At 72.2% G+C, this 18,981-nt stretch carries 17 protein-coding genes and 6 tRNA genes; 9 read left to right on the top strand and 14 right to left on the bottom strand.

Annotated features, from left to right (window positions below):
- Positions 1-40 precede the first annotated feature (40 nt).
- Both ACIQCZ_RS26885 and ACIQCZ_RS26880 read right to left on the bottom strand, forming a co-directional pair.
- Positions 41-112: transfer RNA gene (locus ACIQCZ_RS26885), tRNA-Val, on the bottom strand.
- Positions 113-166: 54 nt separating this feature from the next.
- A complete protein-coding gene (locus tag ACIQCZ_RS26880; RefSeq protein ID WP_402285490.1) occupies positions 167-646 on the bottom strand; it encodes a TIGR02611 family protein in 480 nt (159 codons plus the stop codon).
- Between the two features lie 190 nt (positions 647-836).
- Here ACIQCZ_RS26880 and ACIQCZ_RS26875 point away from each other — a divergent pair, with 190 nt between their 5' ends.
- Both ACIQCZ_RS26875 and ACIQCZ_RS26870 read left to right on the top strand, forming a co-directional pair.
- Positions 837-1,250, top strand: coding sequence for an SsgA family sporulation/cell division regulator (locus tag ACIQCZ_RS26875; protein WP_003959770.1), 414 nt, complete (start codon positions 837-839; stop codon positions 1,248-1,250).
- 353 nt (positions 1,251-1,603) lie between these two features.
- Positions 1,604-2,191, top strand: a complete 588-nt coding sequence (locus ACIQCZ_RS26870; protein WP_402285487.1) for a CGNR zinc finger domain-containing protein — start codon at positions 1,604-1,606, stop codon at positions 2,189-2,191.
- Positions 2,192-2,195: 4 nt separating this feature from the next.
- Here ACIQCZ_RS26870 and ACIQCZ_RS26865 read toward each other — a convergent pair whose 3' ends face one another.
- The 3 genes from ACIQCZ_RS26865 to ACIQCZ_RS26855 all read right to left on the bottom strand — a co-directional run bounded on the left by ACIQCZ_RS26865 (position 2,196) and on the right by ACIQCZ_RS26855 (position 4,410).
- Entirely contained in the window at positions 2,196-2,351 is a 156-nt protein-coding gene (locus ACIQCZ_RS26865; protein WP_351074278.1) for a hypothetical protein, read from the bottom strand.
- 337 nt (positions 2,352-2,688) lie between these two features.
- Positions 2,689-3,708 carry a LacI family DNA-binding transcriptional regulator gene (locus tag ACIQCZ_RS26860; protein WP_402285484.1) on the bottom strand — a complete coding sequence of 340 codons (1,020 nt, stop codon included), beginning with the start codon at positions 3,706-3,708 and terminating at the stop codon, positions 2,689-2,691.
- A gap of 243 nt (positions 3,709-3,951) precedes the next feature.
- On the bottom strand, positions 3,952-4,410 hold the full coding sequence (locus ACIQCZ_RS26855; protein WP_402285481.1) for a hypothetical protein: 459 nt from the start codon (positions 4,408-4,410) through the stop codon (positions 3,952-3,954).
- A 205-nt stretch (positions 4,411-4,615) separates the two neighbouring features.
- On the opposite strand from ACIQCZ_RS26855, the gene ACIQCZ_RS26850 reads away from it, so the two are divergent.
- Positions 4,616-5,131, top strand: a complete 516-nt coding sequence (locus ACIQCZ_RS26850) for a DsbA family protein (RefSeq protein ID WP_402285478.1) — start codon at positions 4,616-4,618, stop codon at positions 5,129-5,131.
- Positions 5,132-5,173: 42 nt separating this feature from the next.
- Here the strand turns inward: ACIQCZ_RS26850 and ACIQCZ_RS26845 are convergent, their stop codons facing one another.
- From ACIQCZ_RS26845 to ACIQCZ_RS26835, 3 genes are all read right to left on the bottom strand, one after another.
- Positions 5,174-6,010: a GNAT family N-acetyltransferase gene (locus ACIQCZ_RS26845; RefSeq protein ID WP_402285476.1), complete on the bottom strand. Its 837-nt coding sequence runs from the start codon at positions 6,008-6,010 to the stop codon at positions 5,174-5,176.
- Positions 6,011-6,074: 64 nt separating this feature from the next.
- Entirely contained in the window at positions 6,075-6,896 is an 822-nt protein-coding gene (locus tag ACIQCZ_RS26840; RefSeq protein ID WP_402285474.1) for an aminotransferase class IV, read from the bottom strand.
- Complete coding sequence (locus tag ACIQCZ_RS26835) at positions 6,896-7,930, bottom strand: chorismate-binding protein (RefSeq protein WP_402285662.1); 1,035 nt, start codon at positions 7,928-7,930, stop codon at positions 6,896-6,898. Before ACIQCZ_RS26835 ends, ACIQCZ_RS26840 begins: the two co-directional genes overlap by 1 nt.
- 163 nt (positions 7,931-8,093) lie before the next feature.
- On the opposite strand from ACIQCZ_RS26835, the gene ACIQCZ_RS26830 reads away from it, so the two are divergent.
- The 5 genes from ACIQCZ_RS26830 (at position 8,094) to ACIQCZ_RS26810 (ending at position 8,539) form a co-directional block, all read left to right on the top strand.
- Positions 8,094-8,166, top strand: a tRNA-Gly gene (locus ACIQCZ_RS26830).
- 37 nt (positions 8,167-8,203) lie between these two features.
- A tRNA-Cys gene (locus tag ACIQCZ_RS26825) sits at positions 8,204-8,277 on the top strand.
- Position 8,278: 1 nt separating this feature from the next.
- A tRNA-Val gene (locus tag ACIQCZ_RS26820) sits at positions 8,279-8,350 on the top strand.
- Between the two features lie 19 nt (positions 8,351-8,369).
- A tRNA-Val gene (locus ACIQCZ_RS26815) sits at positions 8,370-8,441 on the top strand.
- 23 nt (positions 8,442-8,464) lie between these two features.
- Positions 8,465-8,539: transfer RNA gene (locus ACIQCZ_RS26810), tRNA-Val, on the top strand.
- Positions 8,540-8,710: 171 nt separating this feature from the next.
- On the opposite strand, the gene ACIQCZ_RS26805 is transcribed toward ACIQCZ_RS26810, so the two are convergent.
- From ACIQCZ_RS26805 to ACIQCZ_RS26795, 3 genes are all read right to left on the bottom strand, one after another.
- Positions 8,711-8,995: a zf-TFIIB domain-containing protein gene (locus ACIQCZ_RS26805; protein WP_402285471.1), complete on the bottom strand. Its 285-nt coding sequence runs from the start codon at positions 8,993-8,995 to the stop codon at positions 8,711-8,713.
- A 68-nt stretch (positions 8,996-9,063) separates the two neighbouring features.
- Positions 9,064-10,080 carry a phosphotransferase gene (locus ACIQCZ_RS26800; RefSeq protein WP_402285469.1) on the bottom strand — a complete coding sequence of 339 codons (1,017 nt, stop codon included), beginning with the start codon at positions 10,078-10,080 and terminating at the stop codon, positions 9,064-9,066.
- A 364-nt stretch (positions 10,081-10,444) separates the two neighbouring features.
- The gene (locus ACIQCZ_RS26795; protein WP_402285467.1) at positions 10,445-10,654 is read right to left on the bottom strand and encodes a hypothetical protein; all 210 of its coding nucleotides are present in this window, start codon (positions 10,652-10,654) and stop codon (positions 10,445-10,447) included.
- A gap of 929 nt (positions 10,655-11,583) precedes the next feature.
- Here ACIQCZ_RS26795 and ACIQCZ_RS26790 point away from each other — a divergent pair.
- Positions 11,584-12,960: a serine/threonine-protein kinase gene (locus tag ACIQCZ_RS26790; RefSeq protein ID WP_402285464.1), complete on the top strand. Its 1,377-nt coding sequence runs from the start codon at positions 11,584-11,586 to the stop codon at positions 12,958-12,960.
- 16 nt (positions 12,961-12,976) lie between these two features.
- Here ACIQCZ_RS26790 and ACIQCZ_RS26785 read toward each other — a convergent pair whose 3' ends face one another.
- From ACIQCZ_RS26785 to cobT, 3 genes are all read right to left on the bottom strand, one after another.
- A complete protein-coding gene (locus ACIQCZ_RS26785; protein WP_376218141.1) occupies positions 12,977-13,795 on the bottom strand; it encodes a TrmH family RNA methyltransferase in 819 nt (272 codons plus the stop codon).
- A 99-nt stretch (positions 13,796-13,894) separates the two neighbouring features.
- Complete coding sequence (cobA, locus tag ACIQCZ_RS26780; RefSeq protein WP_402285461.1) at positions 13,895-15,157, bottom strand: uroporphyrinogen-III C-methyltransferase; 1,263 nt, start codon at positions 15,155-15,157, stop codon at positions 13,895-13,897.
- A 238-nt stretch (positions 15,158-15,395) separates the two neighbouring features.
- A complete protein-coding gene (gene cobT / locus ACIQCZ_RS26775) occupies positions 15,396-18,827 on the bottom strand; it encodes a nicotinate-nucleotide--dimethylbenzimidazole phosphoribosyltransferase (protein WP_402285459.1) in 3,432 nt (1,143 codons plus the stop codon).
- Positions 18,828-18,981: the final 154 nt, after the last annotated feature.

The following is an 18,981-nucleotide window of genomic DNA, read 5'->3' as shown; positions in this document are numbered from 1 at the left end:
TCCGTGAGACTCTGCGGTCTCACGGACTCCCTGTCCCGGGTGGGCGATACTGGGTTCGAACCAGTGACCTCTTCGGTGTGAACGAAGCGCTCTCCCACTGAGCTAATCGCCCGGGCGCAGGCCAAACATTACCCCATGTCAGCGGTGCCCCATGACCACGCCCGGGTCACTCGTGGATCTTCCACGGCATGGTGACGCCGAACTTCCAGACATAGATCCCCACCAGCACCACGATGATCACCAGACCGGTCACGGTGAGGAGGATGTTGCGCCGCCGGACCTTGGGATCGAGCGCCCTCTGAGCGGCCTCGGTGACCTTCCTCCGCGTCCAGCGCAGCACCAGCTGCGCCCACACGAACTCGGTCGCCCAGATCGCCATGCCGCCGAAGATCACCAGCCATCCGGGGCCGGGCAGCGGAAGCATGATGATCCCCGCCACGACCACCGCGAGACCGACCACGAAGACGCCGACCTGCCAGCTCAGATGCAGCGTCCTGGACGCCTTGATGAAACCGGGCGCCCGGGAGCCGAGCTCCCGGCCCTCCCTGGTCACGCCCTCCGTGACGCCTTCCGTCACATCCCCCGTGGCGGACAACGGTTTCGCCGGTACGACGCCCCCGCCCCGCTCGTCGCTCTCCGCGTTCATGGGAGCCAACCTACCGGAACGGCCTTCGTCACCGGAATGGCCGCATAACCCAAAGTTACACACCGCCGTACGAGCTACCTGAAGGGACACAAAAAGGTCAGAGGGGTTTACAACGCCACCGTAGGTGGCATGTCGATTTCGCCGACGTGCGAATCCCCGAGCGCACACTGAGCGAAAGGCCCTGGCGCTTATGAACACCACGGTCAGCTGCGAGCTGCACCTGCGCCTCGTTGTGTCGAGCGAGTCCTCACTGCCTGTACCCGCGGGCCTGCGGTATGACACGGCCGATCCTTATGCCGTGCACGCCACCTTCCATACCGGAGCGGAGGAAACGGTCGAATGGGTTTTCGCCCGTGACCTCCTTGCCGAGGGGCTGCACCGGCCCACCGGCACCGGAGACGTCCGCGTCTGGCCATCCCGTAGTCACGGCCAGGGCGTCGTCTGCATCGCACTGAGCTCCCCAGAGGGCGAAGCCCTGCTCGAAGCCCCGGCGAGGGCGCTGGAGTCGTTCCTGAAGCGGACCGACGCCGCAGTCCCGCCGGGCACCGAGCATCGACATTTCGACCTCGACACGGAGCTCTCACACATCCTGGCCGAGAGCTGAGCCAGGCCGAGAGCTGCACGGCGCCGTCCGACTCGGGGAGACGGCGCCGCGCGGACAACCTCATAAGGCTGACACCGACGCCGTCATCACGGAATCCACCGTGGTGACGGCGTCGGCGCACGCCACCCCGTGGCCGTACGCGCACGCCCCACGCACCGTCCGCGCATGCCGAGGCTCCGGGGAGCCCCTCCGGGCCCGGACGGACGTCTGCGGCCCCACAGTGTCACCAGGTGGCCGGTAAGCGCTCCCAGCACCCGTGACGGGCCCTCTCGACCCCTGTGCGACGCCGCCGAGCCAGTAGAGTCAGCCGGCATCGGCGGACACCCGCCCGCCGGAGGCCAGGGAGCGAAAGCGTGCTGATCCCCCACGACACCCGGATCGCCCTCGACACGGTGGTCGATCTGCTGAACACCGCACCGGAGAGCGAGCCACCGGGGAGCGGACAGCCGGAGGCCGGGCCGGCCGACGGGCTCGCCGGTATCGAAGCGCTGTACGACTTCGCGCGACGCCATCGCATCAGCGGCGTGGGCGAGCTCCACGAGAAGGACCTGCGCGCCGTAAGGGACGTGCGCACACGTTTCGCCGCGATCTTCGCCACGGACGACGCCCGGACCGCGGCCTCGCTCGTCAACGCCCTCGTGGCCGCCGCCGGCACCACGCCGCAGCTCAGCAACCACGACGGCTACGACTGGCATGTGCACTATTTCGCGCCGGACGCCTCGATCGCCGATCACCTCGCGGCCGACTGCGGCATGGCGCTGGCCTTCATCGTGGTGGCGGGCGAGCAGGAACGGCTTCGGCGCTGCGAGGCGCCGGACTGCCGGCACGCCTTCGTCGACCTCTCGCGCAACCGCTCCCGCCGCTACTGCTCAAGCCGGACCTGCGGTAATCGTCTGCATGTGGCCGCGTACCGGGCACGCCGCAAGGAAGCGGCCGGCTGACCGTTCACAGCATGAAGAGATCATGCACCGCGGCCATCAGCAGCAGGCTGCCGATCACCGCGAGGAAGATCATCAGAGGGGGCTGGGAAAGCGCGAAGAGGCAGCCGCGCGGCTCTTCGGCAGGGGGTGCGGGGGCATCGCCCGGGGAGGTGTCGACCATCTCGTGACGATCATGACTCAGTTCGGCCCCCGTTGGCGATCAACACGCCTTTTCGCACGGGGAGTTCACCCACCCCCGCACCGGGCGGAATTCGCTCCGGCGTCCGATCGGCCGTCAGGTTTTCGGCACGGCTGCCGGTGAACGGCCCCGCGCGGGCACGGCGTTGCCCAACACCGCATCGCACACACCGAATTCGGGAACCGCGGGCACACGGCCCGACCGGCCCCGACACACCACCAAAAGCGCCGGGGTCGACCGGATAGCCGAAATCCGCCCCGCGGTCGCGGAGTTGGACGGGAACGGCGCGAGCGGGGGCGAAGCCGACGGGCCCCCGGTCTCAGCGCGGCGCCGCGCTGGAGGCGCGCACCACGAGCTCCGGCTGGAGCACCACGCCGCGATGCTCGTGGGTGCCGTCCTCGTCGTCCGCTTCCTCCAGCAGGAGTTCCGCGGCCATCCGGCCCATCACGACCGCCGGCTGACGGACCGAGGTGAGCGGCACGGCGGCGGCTGCGGCGAATTCGATGTCGTCGTAGCCGACGATGGCGATGTCGTGCGGCACGCGCACGCCCGCCGCGTACAGGGCCTGAAGCACGCCGAGGGCGAGCAGGTCGTTGGCACAGAACACCGCGGTCGGCCGGGGAACGAGACCGAGCAGCCGGGCCCCGGCGTCGCGACCGGCGGCCACGTCCAGGCGGTCGGAGGGGATCTCGACGAGTGCTTCGGGCGGCAGTCCGGCATCGGCCAGTGCCGACAGGGCCCCCTCGCGCCGGTCCCTGATCTGGTGGAGGTCGCCGGGGCCGCTGACGTAGGCCACCGAGCGGTGCCCGGCCGACACGAGATGGCCGACGGCGAGAGCGCCCCCGCGCACATCGTCGACGGAGACCGCGCACGTCCCCGTGCCCGACGCCACCCGGTCCACCAGCACGTAGGGGATGCGGTGGCGGCTGAACGTCTCCAGGTTGCGGCCGGTCGCGTCGGCCGGGGTGACCAGCACGCCGCACACCCGCTGTTCAGCGAAGAGTCCGAGGTATTCGGCTTCCTCCGCCGGGCTCTGGTCGCTGTTGCAGACCATGACACCGAGGCCGGCCGCACGGGCGGCACGCTCGGCGCCACGGGCCACGTCGACGAAGAACGGGTTGCCCATGTCGAGGACGAGCAGGGCCATGATCCGGCTGCGACCCACCCTGAGCTGCCGGGCCGACTCGCTGCGGACGTAACCGAGTTCCTCGATGGCCGCCAGCACCCGGGCGCGGGTCTCCGGCAGCACCGCCTCGGGCCGGTTGATCACGTTGGACACGGTGCCCACGGAGACTCCGGCCTGCCGGGCCACATCCTTGATCCCTGCCACACGCGCCACTTGCCCTGCCCCACCGATGCCCTCTGCCGCACGGGTCCGCGGCGTCGCACCATCGTACGGACGCCGTTGCACGGAACCCCGTCGTCCCGGTCCGCCGCCCGGGTGTCACCACTGCACAATGAATTGTTTCAATCCGACCTCGGGACGCTAGCTGCATCCCCGGAGGTCGTCAAGGTGATCCCTGAATCGATTCATCACCAGGGGTACGCCTGCCCCCCGCCCTGGGAGGGCGGGGGGCACGGATCAGATGCCGTGCTTCTTCAGGATGGCCTCGATGTCGCTGAAGTCGTCGCCCGACGCGGCGGACCGCTCCGGCTTCGCCGGCGCGCCCGGCTGCGTCCGGGTCGCCGGAAGTCCGGACCCCAGGGAGGGCGCCGAAGCCGCGGGAGCGACTGCTCCGCCCTGCGCCGCGCGCGCGGCGGCCTTGCGCTCCTTGCGGGTTCCGAGGCCGCGGCGCTCGATCGCACGCGTGGTCATGAACAGCAACCAGGCCACCGCCAGCAGCCCGAAGCCGAGCCAGACGCTGGGCTTGAAGGCGATGCCGACGACCCAGTCCACGACCCCGGTGAGCACCAGGCCGATCGGGACCAGGGAGTAGGCGGCGATCCGGGCCGCGGTGAGGAAGCGCTTCCGGTACGCGGTGACGGCGGCGATGCCCAGGCCCGCCGCGGACACCGCGGAGCAGATGGTCTCGGCAAGCATCAGGGCCTCCAGGGCGCAAGGGGAAACGTCCCTTCCATCCTGCACCGCCCAGCGGCCGAGCGGCCACGGCCCGGGCCCACATCAGGGACATTTCAGGGCCGGGATCATCCCCAGGTGCCGATACGGCCGCGCTGCGGTCATCCCGGGCCGGAACGGGGCCGGGTGCCGGTTGGGACGCGGGGAGGAGCCCTGGGAGACTGGCCGCATGAGCGATTCCACCCTCGCGTCCCCTGTCGTCCTCGACCTCTGGTGCGAGCTCCAGTGCCCCGACTGCCACCAGGCCCTCACCGATGTACAGGCCCTGCGGGCCAGATACGGGGACCGTATCGAGGTGCGGCTGCGGCACTTCCCGCTGGAGAAGCACAAGCATGCCTACGCCGCCGCGCAGGCGGCCGAGGAGGCGGCGGAACAGGGCAGGGGCTGGCCGTACATCGAGGCGGTTCTCGCCCGCACCGCCGATCTCGGCCGCGCCGGTGAACCGCTCCTGATCGAGGTGGCACAAGAACTCGGCCTGGACGCGGAGGAGATGGACACCGCCCTGATCGACGGACGCCACATGCTGATCGTCGATGCCGACCAGGCCGAGGGCAAGGCGATCGGGGTCACCGGCACGCCGACCTATGTGATCGGTGACGAGCGGCTGGACGGCGGCAGGAGCCAGGACGGACTGCGCGAGCGCATCGAGGAGATCGCCGACCGGCTGCTCGCCGAGCGGGACTGAACCGTCGGGGCCCCGGAACGAACGGGGCCGCTCCCGAACGCCCTACAGCGTTTTGCTCAGGTTGTACTGAGTCGTCCGGTATCCGAGCGACTCGTACAGCCGCAGGGCCGGTGTGTTGGACGCGAAGACGTGGAGCCCGAGGAGATGGGCACCCGCGTCCAGCGTGATGCGCTCGGCCAGCCGCATCAGGGCACGTCCATGGCCGCGGCCCCGGTACGCCTCGCCCACCTCGACATCGAAGACGAATCCGGTCATTTCACCTGAGGTGCCTTCGCGCACCGACACCCACACGTGGCCGACGACCGCGCCCCCGACGACCAGCACCTGGAAAAGCATGCCCGCGGTGTCGATGCCGTTCGGCAGGTTACGGGCATGGTCGGACCGGGACTTCTGCAGGGCCTGATCGACGGGGACGCCCCGGTCGATCCAGGACTGCGCGTACGTGTCGACGCTGGTGCGTCGCCATTGCGCGAACTCCTCGGCGCTCATCGGGCGGGCGTCGACACCCTCCGGGAGCTCCGGAGCCGTCGGGCCGAGGTGCTTGAGCATGTTCCGGCTGCGTTCGGCGTAGCCGAGCGCGGCGACCAGCCGCCGGGCTCCCTCGTTGTCCGCCGGCGCCGAGAGGGACACCTGGTCGCACCCCCATGCCCGCAGCACCTCTTCGGCGGCGAGCGCGGCTATGGTGCCACGGCCTCGCCGCCGGCTCGGCTCGTCGATGCGCAGGGAGCGGAGCTCGCCGGCCCTCGCACCGAACCTCGGATCCGTGCCGATCTCGACGGCGCCGACCGGGCGTCCGTTGTCGCACACGTCGTACGCGCGGCTCTTCGCGCCGTCGGCACCTTGCTGGATCGGCCCCGTGGGCCGGAGGGTCGTGGTCATCGGAAACGTTCTATCCGCCGATCCCGGGCCCGTCACCCGGTTTTACCGATCCGAGGTGCACGTCCTACGGGTCGAGGTCGTTCCCGGCCCGCTCCTCGAAGATCCGCATGGCCTTGGCCGTCACCGGTCCCCGTGCGCCGGGCAGCGCCCGGTCGTCCACCCGGTGGACGGCCTGCACGTCGCGCAGCGTGGAGGTCAGGAAGATCTCCTCGGCCCGTTCCAGGACGTCGAACGGCAGGTCGGTCTCCTGAGCCCCTGTCCACTCCACGGCCAGCGCGCGGGTGATGCCGGCGAGGCAGCCGGAGGCGACCGGCGGGGTGTGCAGTTGTCCGTCGAGCACGACGAAGACATTGGACCCGGTGCCTTCGCAGAGCCGCCCGACCGTGTTGGCGAAGAGCGCCTCCGACGCGCCCTGCTCATGGGCGCGGGCGAGAGCGACGACGTTCTCGGCGTACGAGGTGGTCTTCAGTCCCGCGAGCGCGCTGCGTTCGTTGCGCGTCCAGGGGACGGTGATCACGGCAGTGGTGTCGGGGCGGCGCCCCGCCTCCCCCAGGGCGACGACGAGGCCGGGGCCCGCGTCACCCCGGTCGGAGCCGAGCGGGGAGAGTCCTCCCGTATAGGTGATGCGCAGCCTGCCGAGCGCCATCGGGTTGGCCTCCACGACGACGGAGCAGGCACGGCGCACCTCGTCGAGGTCGGGCTCGGGGAGACCCAGGCCCCGGGCCGAGCGGGCCAGCCGGTCGAGATGACGGGTGAGGGCGAAGGGCCTGCCGTCGACGGTCTTGACCGTCTCGAAGATGCCGTCCCCCACGGTGAGTCCGTGGTCGAGCACGGACACCCGGGCGTCGTCGGCGTCCCGCAGTTCGCCGTTGACCCAAATCCTCATCACGCCGTCCTTCCCATTGTTTCGTGAGTACCCGACGCCACGGCGAGCAGCCGGGACGCCTTGAGTTCGGTCTCGTCCCATTCGTCTTCCGGATCGGAGCCCCAGGTGATGCCTGCCCCGGTGCCGAAGCGCAGTACCGGGGCGTCCCCGGTCCGGTCGATCCAGAACGTCCGTATGCCGACGGCCACGGAGGCGGTGCGGCGGTCGGCGTCGACCCAGCCGATACCGCCGCAGTAGGGCCCCCGCGGCGCGGTCTCCAGCTCCTCGATGATCCGGAGCGCGCTGGACTTCGGTGCCCCGGTGACGGAGCCCGGCGGAAACGCGGCAGCGAGGAGTCCGGGCCAGCCGACCCCCTCGGCCAGCTCTCCGCGCACGGTGGAGACGAGGTGGACGAGGCCGGGGTGCTTCTCCACCACGCAGAGGTCGGGGACCGCGACCGTTCCGGTGGCGCAGACCCGGCCGAGGTCGTTGCGGACCAGGTCGACGATCATCACGTTCTCGGCGTGGTCCTTCTCCAGCAGATCGTGCTCGGTCCGTCCGGTGCCCTTGATCGGCCCGGACTCGACGGTCCGGCCGTCGCGCTTCAGGAACAGTTCGGGAGACGCGGTGGCGATCTCCACGCCGTGCGCGGGCAGCCGGATCGTTCCCGCGTACGGAGCGGGGTTGCCGCGCGCGAGCAGCGAGGTCAGCGCGTCCACGTCCGCGGCGGCGGGGTCGGGAAGCTCCGCGGTCATCACCCGGCAGAGGTTGGCCTGATAGACCTCGCCCGCCGCGATGTACGCGCGGATCCGCCGTACGCCCTCCGTGTACGCGGCACGGTCCAGGGACGAGCTCCAGTCACCGGCCGCGGGCCCGCGCCAGGCGCCGCGCACCGGTGCGGGCACCGCCTCGGTGCGTACGGTGCCGAAACGCGCGCAGACGAGGCGGCCCTCGAAATCGGCGGATACGGCCCAGAAGCCGGACGAGTCGAGGGCTGCGGGATCACTGGTCACGTCCTGGAGATCGGAGGCGACGAGGCCGCCGAAGCGGGCCATTGGGGCGAGGTCGTGCACGCCGTTGAGTCTAGGACGGCGCCCGATGACCTGCGCCAGGGCGAACGCACCTCAGCACGCTGCACAAACGCGTTTTTGTACTGGCCCGGGAATCCGCTAGAGTTCAACACGTCGCCGGGACGCGCAAGCGGACCGGGAAAGACAAGCGGACGTAGCTCAGTTGGTAGAGCGCAACCTTGCCAAGGTTGAGGTCGCCAGTTCGAACCTGGTCGTCCGCTCGCAGAAAGTGGGGGATCTTCCCGAACCCTCACTCCTGGTGGAGTGGCCGAGAGGCGAGGCAACGGCCTGCAAAGCCGTCTACACGGGTTCAAATCCCGTCTCCACCTCCAAGGACGATTAGCTCAGCGGGAGAGCGCTTCCCTGACACGGAAGAGGTCACTGGTTCAATCCCAGTATCGTCCACTGGTCCACTAGGATCCCCGCGCGATTAGCTCAGCGGGAGAGCGCTTCCCTGACACGGAAGAGGTCACTGGTTCAATCCCAGTATCGCGCACGCAGTACACGCAGGTTCACCCTGCGCGATTAGCTCAGCGGGAGAGCGCTTCCCTGACACGGAAGAGGTCACTGGTTCAATCCCAGTATCGCGCACCAGCAGAAGCCCCGGTCGTCTCGACGACCGGGGCTTCGTCGTTCCGTGACCCGTACCGGTGAGCAACCGGTCTGCGGAACGCTTCGCGGGCCCGGCGAAGGGCCGCCGGGCCCGCTATCGGGCGCTCACCGGCTTCCGGACCCGCACTCAGCCCTTCACCGGTGTCGGGCCGGTCAGGACGAGAAGAGCATGTGACCGAAGCTCTTGTGCCGGTAGTGACCGCCGTGGTGGCCGCCATGGTGCTGCGGGGCACCCCAGGCCGGAGCCGGGGCGGCCGGGTACGCCTGCGCGGCGGGCGGCGGAGGCGGGGCCTGCTGGGTCCACTGCGCCTCGATGCGGGTCAGGGTCTCCAGCTCGCCGTAGTCGAGGAAGATCCCCCGGCAGCCGCTGCACTGTTCGATCTGTATGCCGTTGCGGTTGTACGTGTGCATCTGCGCGTGGCACTTGGGACACTGCATGGTTCGGCTCACTCCTCGCCGTCGGTTCGCCGTCGCCGGAATGCGTGCCCGCCGACGGTCGGTTCAGCCTACGACGAGTGCTCGGCGGCCAACTCGGACGGGAGAGCGGCGATTCGGGCACAGGCATCGATCATCGTCCGCTCCACCTCATCCGGAGCTCGCCCCTCCGCCGCGGACTTGGCGAATGCCAGCGCCGCGGTCTGAACGGTCAGGGTCCGGGCGGGCGCGTCCAGTTCGGGCCAGACGTCGCCGTCGGCGCGCACGGCGGGTCCGCCCGCCGCCCGGTAGGAGTCCAGGAAACGGAGCCAGATGTCGGGAGGCAGCAGCCCGGCCGCGTACCAGGCGGCCGGGCGGGCGAGGTCCCAGGCGGGATCGCCGAGGCCGGCGTCGTCGACGTCGATGAGCAGCCAGGGGCCGCGTGGCGCGGGGTGACGGACGAGTTGCCCGAGGTGGAAATCACCGTGGCAGAGGAAGCGCGAGCGGTGCGGGGGCGTGTCGGCTTCGCCGCGGACCCAGGGGGGCAGTCGGTGCCAGGCTGCGAGCACGGGAGCGGTGGCCGCGTCGCCGGGCCGGGCGGCGCGCATGCGGGCGACGGCGAGCGCGGCCTTGGCGGGGCCGCGCATGGGCGGGAGAGCGAGGGAGGGCGGGGGCGGGGTCCGGTGCAGCCCGGCCAGCAACACGGCGGCCTCCTGCCAGGGGGCGGCGTCGGGGTCGCCGGGGTCGACCGGCTCGCCATGGGGCCACAGAGTGACGGCGCGGCCGTGCAGGGCGGTGGAAGGCGCGGGTGGTCCGGCGGGGGTGGCGGACGGCCCCACCGGACCGGCCGGTGGGGTGGGCGACGGCAGCGGGGCCAGCAGGATGCCGGCGAGGAGCGGGTCGTTCGCGAGGGCGAGGCGGGCCGGCAGGTCGGCGCTGTCCGCGTCCGGGGCATGGGCCTTGGCGACGACGGCTCCGCTGCGGACCACGGTGCCGTCCGCGCGGTCGGCGAGCACCGCCGGGGGCGGGCAGTCGCAGGGGTGCTCGGGGCGTCCATGGGCGGCCCGATGGGCGAGGGCGCCGAGCGCGCGTACGACTGCGGTGGTCACGGTCTCCCCCGGTGGCGAACAGTGCGGGCTGCGGTCCGGCTTCCGTGTCGGGCCTCCACGAGAGTACGGGCGGCTCGACCCGCGACGGGTCCTCCGACGAGCGAACGAGGCGGAGCGAAAGCCGTGGACACCATGTAGTCCCTGGACGGCGTGGACGGTGCGGGCGCCACGCAAACCCTGGGCGGTGTGCAATCCATGGGCGGCGGGGACGTCGAGTTGCCGTGAGAAGAGCCCCGGACAGCGCGATGTCCGGTCAGCTCCCCAGCTGACCGGACAAACGCTGCCGTCCGCCGCACCCCCGTCCCCACGGGGTTGTTGGCCGGATGTCCCGGTCCGGACCGCTCTTCCGGACCCGGGGCGCCGCTCAGCGCCCCAGCATCACGCCCACGGACGACGCCTGTGTGACCACTGCGTCCCAGCCGCCGAAGACGACTACGAGCAGGGCCGCCAGAGGAAGAACCATCGCCGTCGCCACCAGCGGGTGCCGCGTTCCGGACGACGGGCGGTTGCCGAACGACGCCTGGAAGCTGCGTCCCCGCGTACGGATCATGGTCCGCGTTGCCGTGTCCGCCATGGTTCCTCTCCTGACTCGATGTGGGGCGGCGGGCGTGTGACCTCGGGGGACGAGTGCTGCGCCCGCCGCTTGACCTCAACATTAGGGAAGCGGGAGACGTACGACGTCATGCCCGCGTACCGATTGCCGGGCCTCCCGGAGGATGAGCCGTGGGTAGTCGACGTACTCCCCTGGGTGGAGATCGGCCGCCTCGTACCGGGGTCTTCCCGGAGGGGGAGCCCTCCGCCTTCCACCCGGCAACCGTCGATGTGTGCGGCCTCCGGCACCGAGAGGCGCCTCGCGTGAGAATGCGCCGACCGGGGACCGGGGCCGCAGTACGGGGGATCAGGTGGGCGGGCGGACACGGCGGCAGGCCGGAGAACATTCACCCGATTTCTGATCTCAGCACTCCCCGTCCGGTCGGTCGCGGTCCGGAACCGGACCGGGTGACCGCCGCGCTCGTCCGGACGCCCGCTCCGGTGCCGGCGGAGGGCGAGGCGGGCATCGGCGCGAGCAGGCCGCTGCGGGCGGCGCCGGGCAGCCGGACGGTACGGCATCTGCGGACACCGGTAGCCACCTGTCCGCCGTCGCGCGAGGCGCCGACGCCGGGGAGGACGACCGCGTTCCCGCGGAGCCGCCGGCCCCGTGACTTCACTCACTCGCCCGCGCCCCGCCTCCCCGCCCCCGGCCGCGGCTGCGCAGCCGCGATCGGCGAGGTCGCACGCCCGCCGGGCCGGGCGCCCGCGGGCGGCCAACCTCCTGCCCCCGCAACCGCTTTGGGACCGGCCGCCACGGCGTCTCGGGGCGGGTTCCGCCCCGACTCCCCGTCATGGACCGGGCCGCGCAGCGACAATCGGTCGGCGGGCGAGGGCGCGGCCTCTGAGCGCCCCGGGCGCCGGGTACGTAAGCTGTGCCTCGTCAGGCGTACCAGGCAGCGGGGATGGGCAGACATGGCGATGATGCGGCTCCGGCGCGAGGACCCGCGTGTCGTCGGCTCGTTCAGGCTGCACCGGCGGCTCGGAGCGGGCGGCATGGGTGTCGTCTATCTCGGTTCCGACCGGCGGGGCCAGCGGGTGGCCCTGAAGGTGATCCGGCCGGATCTGGCGGAGGACCAGGAGTTCCGCTCGCGGTTCGCGCGCGAGGTGTCCGCCGCGCGGCGGATCCGCGGCGGCTGCACGGCGCGTCTGGTGGCCGCGGACCTGGAGGCGGACCGCCCGTGGTTCGCCACGCAGTACGTCCCGGGGCCGTCGTTGCACGACAAGGTGGCCGAGGAGGGTCCGCTGTCGGCGGCCGAGGTGGCCTCGATCGGGGCGGCGCTCTCCGAGGGCCTGGTGGCGGTGCACGAGGCCGGTGTCGTCCACCGCGACCTCAAGCCGTCGAACATCCTCCTCTCCCCCAAGGGCCCCAGGATCATCGACTTCGGGATCGCCTGGGCGACCGGCGCCTCGACGCTCACCCATGTCGGTACGGCAGTGGGTTCGCCCGGATTCCTCGCTCCCGAGCAGGTGCGCGGCGCGGCGGTGACGCCCGCGACGGACGTGTTCTCGCTCGGTGCCACGCTGGCCTACGCGGCGATGGCCGACTCGCCTTTCGGGCACGGAAGTTCCGAGGTGATGCTGTACCGAGTGGTGCACGAGGAACCGCAGTTGTACGACGTGCACGACGCGCTCGCGCCGCTGGTGAGCGCCTGCCTGGCAAAGGATCCCGAGGAGCGGCCGAGCACGCTTCAACTCTCCATGCGGCTCAAGGAGATCGCGGCGAGGGAGGCGCAGGGACTGCACGAGAGGCGCCCGCCCGTCCAGCGCTCGGCACAGGAGCTGGACCGGCCGACCGGCCGTCTCGACGGCCCGTACACCGAGCAGCACACCCGGCGCACGGCTCCCCCGGCACCCCGTCAGCAGAAGCAGAAGCAGCCTCAGAGCGGCCGGCAGGCCACGTCGTCGCGGGCGGGGTCGCCCCGTACCGGTGGTTCGCGCCCCGCGCCGCATCACACGCACCAGCCGCCGCGCAGCACCACGCGGTCCGGCAGGCGCCCGCAGGGCACGAACGGGACGAACGGCCGCCCGGGAACGCGGCCCGGGGCCCGCAAGACCTCGACGGGGCGTCGTCCGGCGAATCCGCGGCTGCTGCGACAGCGGCTCGTCGTCTTCGTCGTGGTGACGCTGCTGGTGGCGCTGGGCATCGCGGCGGCACAGGGCTGCCAGGGCCCGGCCCGCGGTCTGGGCACGGGCCGGACGCAGCCCGTGGAGCAGCCCCAGTCACTGCCACAGTCACAGTCACAGACGCAGGACCGGAGCGAGACGACGCGGAGTCCGCGGGTGCAGTAGCCGACGGGCTCCGCGGTCAGCCCTGCGGGCGGCCCGATGCCACGGCGTAGAACGCGACCGCTGCGGCCGCTCCCACGTTCAGCGAGTCGACGCCGTGCGCCATCGGGATGCGGACCCATTCGTCGGCGGCGACCAGGGCCTGTGTGGAGAGGCCGTCGCCCTCGGCACCCAGCATCAGCGCCACCTTGTCCATCCGGTGCGGTGCCGCCTCGTCGATGCTGCTGGCCTTTTCGTCCGGGGTCAGCGCGAGAAGCTCGAAGCCCGCTTCCCGTACCGTCTCCAGAGCCTTGGGCCAGGTGTCGAGACGGGCGTAGGGGACGGAGAAGACCGCGCCCATCGAGACCTTCACGGAGCGCCGGTAGAGCGGGTCCGCGCAGTCCGGGGAGAGCAGCACGGCGTCCATGCCGAGGGCGGCGGCGCTGCGGAAGATCGCCCCGATGTTGGTGTGGTCGTTGACGGCCTCCATGACGACCACCCGGCGGGTCGTCGCCAGCAGTTCGTCGGCGGTCGGCAGCGGCTTGCGCTGCATCGAGGCGAGGGCACCGCGGTGGACGTGGTAGCCGGTGACGCGTTCGGCGAGTTCGGGGCTGACCGCGTACACCGGGGCCGGGACCTCGTCGATGACGTCGCGCATCAGATCGATCCACTTCGCCGAGAGCAGCATCGACCGCATCTCGTAACCGGCGTGCCTGGCGCGTCTGATCACCTTCTCGCCCTCGGCGATGAAGAGGCCCTCGGCGGGCTCTCTCCTGCGTCGGAGTTCGACGTCGGTCAGTCCGGTGTAGTCGCTCAGGCGGGGGTCGTCGGGATCGTCGACGGTGATGAGATCAGCCACGGGTTTGATACTGCCTTGTCCGGTGTGTGGTGCCAACGGCTGGGAGGAAGATCTGTTACCGCTGGTTACTCGTCGGGGTGGGGAAAGCGCTCGTGCCGGCTATTCGGCGGGCGCCGCCGCGGTGCTCGTGCCGACCGCGACGACGTCACCGATGACGATGACGGCCGGGGGACGCACATCTTCGGCCGCGGCCCGTTCGGCGACGGTCGCCAGCGTGGCGTCGACCCTGCGCTGGGCCGCCGTGGTGCCCTCCTGGACCAGGGCGACCGGGGTTTCGGGGGCCTTGCCGTGGGCGATGAGGGTACGGGCGATGGCGCCGATCTTGTCGACGGCCATCAGGAGCACGAGGGTGCCGCGCAGCTTGGCGAGGGAGGGCCAGTCGACCAGCGAGCGGTCGTCGTCGGGGGCCACATGGCCGCTCACCACGGTGAACTCATGGGCCACACCGCGATGGGTGACGGGGATTCCGGCCGCGCCCGGCACGGAGATCGAGCTGGAGATGCCGGGGACGACGGTGCAGGCGATGCCCTCCGCGGCGAGCGCCTGGGCCTCCTCCATGCCGCGGCCGAAGACGAACGGGTCGCCGCCCTTGAGCCGCACGACGGCCTTGCCCGCCTTGGCGTGCTCGATGAGCGCCTGGTTGATCGCCTCCTGGGCCATGTAACGGCCGTACGGGATCTTCGCCGCGTCGATCACCTCGACGTGCGGCGGGAGTTCGTCGAGCAGGTCGCGCGGGCCGAGTCGGTCGGCGATGACGACGTCGGCCTCGGCGAGGAGGCGGCGCCCGCGCACCGTGATCAGGTCGGGGTCACCGGGCCCACCGCCGACCAGGGCGACACCGGGGGTCCGGGTGCGGTGGTGGGGTGCGGCGAGGGTCCCGTCGCGCAGGCCCTCGACGATGGCGTCGCGGACGGCGGCGCTGTGGCGCGGGTCGCGGCCGTGGGTGTCGGTGGTGAGGACGGCGACGGTCATGCCCTCACTGCGGCCGGTGGCCGGGGTGAGGGCGGTGGCGGCGTCGGCGTTGTCGCTGCGGACGCACCAGGTGCGGGTGCGCTCGGCCTCGGCGGAGGCGGCGTCGTTCGCCGCGGTGTCGTCGGACGCGATGAGTGCGTACCACGAGTCGGCCAGGTCGCCTTCGGCGTACGGACGGCGTTCCCAGCGGATCTCGCCGGCGTCGGCCATCGCCTCGACGGACGGGGTCGCATCCGGCGATACGAGGACGATGTCGGCGCCCGCCGCGATGAGCGCGGGGAGGCGGCGCTGGGCGACCTGGCCGCCGCCGACCACGACGACTCGGCGGCCGCTGAGACGCAGTCCGACGGGGTACGCAGGGTGATCGACGTGATCTGCGTGCTCGGCCATGGCGGTGCGGCTCCTCGTGAGGTGCGGGGTGCGGGCCGCTGCGGCGGTGGAGCGGCTGTGACGTGCGGGTTCGTGGGGCTGGGTCCACGATACGGGGTGGCGTGCGCAGGTGGTGGGGGCGTGTGGCCGAGCGGGGAGGGGCGGTGGCGCGCCTGTTGTCCTGCCCGCCACCGCTCCCGACCGGGACCTCGGCCTCACCCCGCGTCCCGAAGGCCGTCGGAGCTTGTTCGCGCCCCCGCTACTTCTCCGTGACGCCCGCCGAGTCGAACGTCGCCACCTCGTGCATCGCCCGCGCCGCGCTCTGCACGATCGGCAGTGCCAGCAGCGCTCCCGTGCCTTCGCCGAGCCGGAGGTCGAGGTCGACCAGCGGGCGCAGGCCCAGCTTGTTGAGCGCGGCGACATGGCCGGGCTCGGCGCTGCGGTGGCCCGCGATGCAGGCGGCGAGGGCCTCGGGGGCGATGGCTCGCGCGACCAGGGCCGCGGCGCCCGCGCTCACGCCGTCGAGGATGACGGGGGTACGGAGCGAGGCACCGCCCAGCAGGAAGCCGGCCATGGCCGCGTGTTCGAGACCGCCGACTGCGGCCAGAACCCCGATCGGATCGGCCGGGTCGGGCTGGTGGAGTTCGAGGGCCCGGCGGACCACATCGACCTTGCGGGCGTGCATCTCGTCGTTGATGCCGGTACCGCGACCGGTCACCTCGGCCGGGTCCAGGCCCGTGTACACGCAGATCAGTGCGGCCGACGCGGTGGTGTTGGCGATGCCCATCTCACCGGTGAGCAGGCCCTTGTTGCCTGCCGCGACCAGATCGCGAGCGGTCTCGATCCCGACCTCGACGGCCGCGAGGACCTCTTCGCGGGTGAGGGCCGGACCGGTCGTGAAGTCGGCCGTCCCGGCGCGCACCTTGCGGGGAAGGAGACCGGGCGTCGCGGGCAGGTCCATGGCCACGCCGACGTCCACCACGCACACCTCCGCGCCCACCTGGGCCGCGAACGCGTTGCAGACCGCGCCGCCACCGAGGAAGTTGGCGACCATCTGGCCGGTGACCTCCTGCGGCCAGGCGGTGACGCCCTGGGCGTGCACGCCGTGGTCGCCCGCGAAGATCGCGACGGCAGCGGGCTCCGGGATCGGCGGCGGGCACAGCCGGGACAGACCCGACAGCTGCGCGGAGATGATCTCCAGCATGCCGAGCGCGCCGGCGGGCTTGGTCATCCGCTTCTGGCGCTCCCACGCCTCGCCGAGTGCCTTGGCGTCCAGCGGCCGGATGTTGGAGATGGTCTCCTGCAGCAGGTCGTGCGGCTCCTCCCCGGGCAGGGCCCGGCGGCCGTACGTCTCCTCGTGGACGACCCAGGACAGCGGACGGCGCTTGGACCATCCCGCCTGCATCAGCTCGGGCTCCTCGGGGAATTCGTCGACGTAGCCGACACACAGGTACGCGACGACTTCGAGGTGCTCGGGCAGGCCGAGGGCGCGGACCATCTCGCGCTCGTCGAAGAAGCTGACCCAGCCGACGCCGAGTCCTTCCGCGCGGGCGGCGAGCCAGAGGTTCTCGACGGCGAGCGCCGAGGAGTACGGGGCCATCTGCGGCTGGGTGTGCCGGCCGAGGGTGTGGCGGCCGCCGCGGGTGGGGTCGGCGGTGACGACGATGTTGACCGGGGTGTCGAGGATGGCCTCGATCTTCAGTTCCTTGAACTGCTTGGCCCGGCCCTTGGGCAGCGACTTGGCGTAGGCGTCGCGTTGACGCTGCGCCAGTTCGTGCATGGAACGGCGGGTCTCCGCCGAGCGGATGACGACGAAGTCCCAGGGCTGCGAGTGGCCGACGCTGGGTGCCGTGTGGGCGGCTTCCAGGACGCGGAGCAGGACCTCGTGCGGGATCGGGTCGCTGCGGAAGCCGTTGCGGATGTCGCGGCGCTCGCGCATGACCCGCAGCACCGCCTCGCGTTCGGCGTCGTCGTAGCCGGGGGCGGGCGGCGGGGCGGGGGCCGTGGTCTCCTCGGACCCGGCCGCCTCGGGGGCCTCCGCCTCCTCGGCACCGGGCCGGGGCTCGGGCCGGGGCTCTGGGCTCTCGGGCTGCACGGATTCCGCCTGGGCGGCCTGCGCGGACTCCGCGTCGCCGACGGGCGCCGTGACGTCCGGGGTCTCGATGACCTCGGGGCCGGGTTCGGCTGTCGGCTCAGTGACCGCCGGAAGCTCGGCCTCCGGGACGGGGACGGGGACGGGCGCGGGAATCGGCTCGGAGTCTTCGACGGGAGCGACGGGAGCGACGACCTCGGGTGCGGCAGGCTGGACGGGCTCCATGACGATCGGCACGCGCTCGGGCTCGGGCTCTGCTTCCACGGCCTGCTCCACGGCGGGCGTCGCAGCCGGGTGCGGGGCCGTCGGCACCGAACCCTCCTCGGGCTCGGACCGGCCGGTGGGAGCGGCTTGCGCGACCTCGTGCGACGCGTCGTCCGTCAGCGCGGCGGCGGCTTCGACGGGAGTCACGGCCTCGGCCTCGGCCGGCACCTCGGTCACCACCGCTGCCACGGCTTCCACGGGCACCTCGGCGACTGCCGGTGCCGCAAGCTCGACGGAAGCCTCGGCCTCCGTTCCGGCGGAGTCCCCCACCGGGACGTCGACCGGGCTCTCGGCCGGGGGCTCCACGACGGACGCCGCCTCATCGGTCGCCGACGGAGGGCTCACGGCCTCCGGCGCCACGGCCGGAGCGGCCTGAACGGGCTGGGCCACAAGGGCCGGCTCGACAGCCGGCTCTGCGGCGACCGGTTCCGGGGTGGCCGGTTCCGGGACGACCTGTTCCGGGGTGGGCGGTCCAGGGACGACCGGCTCCGGGGTGGACGGTCCCGCCTCGACCGGGGCGACGACCGGCTCCGGTGCCGGGGCCCCCCAGGGGCTCCCGCCCTGCGGCAGGATCTCACCGAGCTGCGGGCCGGGCAGCACGGCCGCCTCGTCGCCCGGCGTCCCGAAGTACTCGGGTCCGGTCGTGGCCGGGCCGGCTTGCCGCGCGGGGGCCTGGGGCTGGGCCTGCGCCTGGGGCGCGCCCGCGGGTCCCCGGTCGGCGAGCGAACGGACGACACCGCCGGTCGGCGCCCCGCCGTAGGACGGACCGCCGTCGGCCGCGACCGGGCCTCGGTGCAGCGGTCGACGCGCCGGGGCCTGGGGCTGCGCCGCCGGGGCGGGAGCCGGGGTGGGCGACGGGATGCGTACGCCCCTCAGGTCGACCGAACCGGAGTCGCGGCCGCCGGACTCGTGCGTTCCCTGACCTGTCCCGGGCAGGGAATCCGCCACCGCCTGCTGCGCGGCGTACGCGTCCGCGGCCGGTACCTGAACCGGTTCCTGGACCTGAACCTGCACGGGTCCCTGTGGCTGCGCGGGAGCCTCGCCGACCGGCTGGAAGTGGGCAGCCTGCGCCGGGGGCCGGACCTGATGGGCGCCCTGTTCGGGCAGCGGTGCCTGGGCGGGAGCGCCCTCGGGGTACTGGCCGGGGGCCGGTACCGCCTGCGGGTCGCTCCAGGCACCCTGGGGGCTCGGCATCAGCAGGAGATCGTCGTCCTCGGACACGTGCTCGGAGGGAGCGAGGTAGGCGTAGGCATCCGGGGCGGCGATGCCCGGCTGCTCCACCATGCCTGCGTTCTCCGGCAGTCCCTCGACCGGGATCTGGCCGGTGTCACTCATGCGTACCCCTCGCCCATCGTCAGTGCTCCTTCGGCCCTTCGCCCGGGACGCCCGACCACGGCACGCCGGCGCTCGTCAACAAGAACGAGCGGGCGCGCCGCGCGGCACGAAACGGTCGCGGACGTACTGCATTCTCGCGGCCGTTCGCCGCCGC

It is taken from the genome of Streptomyces sp. NPDC093149, from assembly GCF_044754145.1.
Lineage (GTDB): Bacteria > Actinomycetota > Actinomycetes > Streptomycetales > Streptomycetaceae > Streptomyces.
The sequence above is the reverse complement of the archived record's forward strand: the minus strand, read 5'-3'. Positions and strand labels throughout refer to the sequence as shown.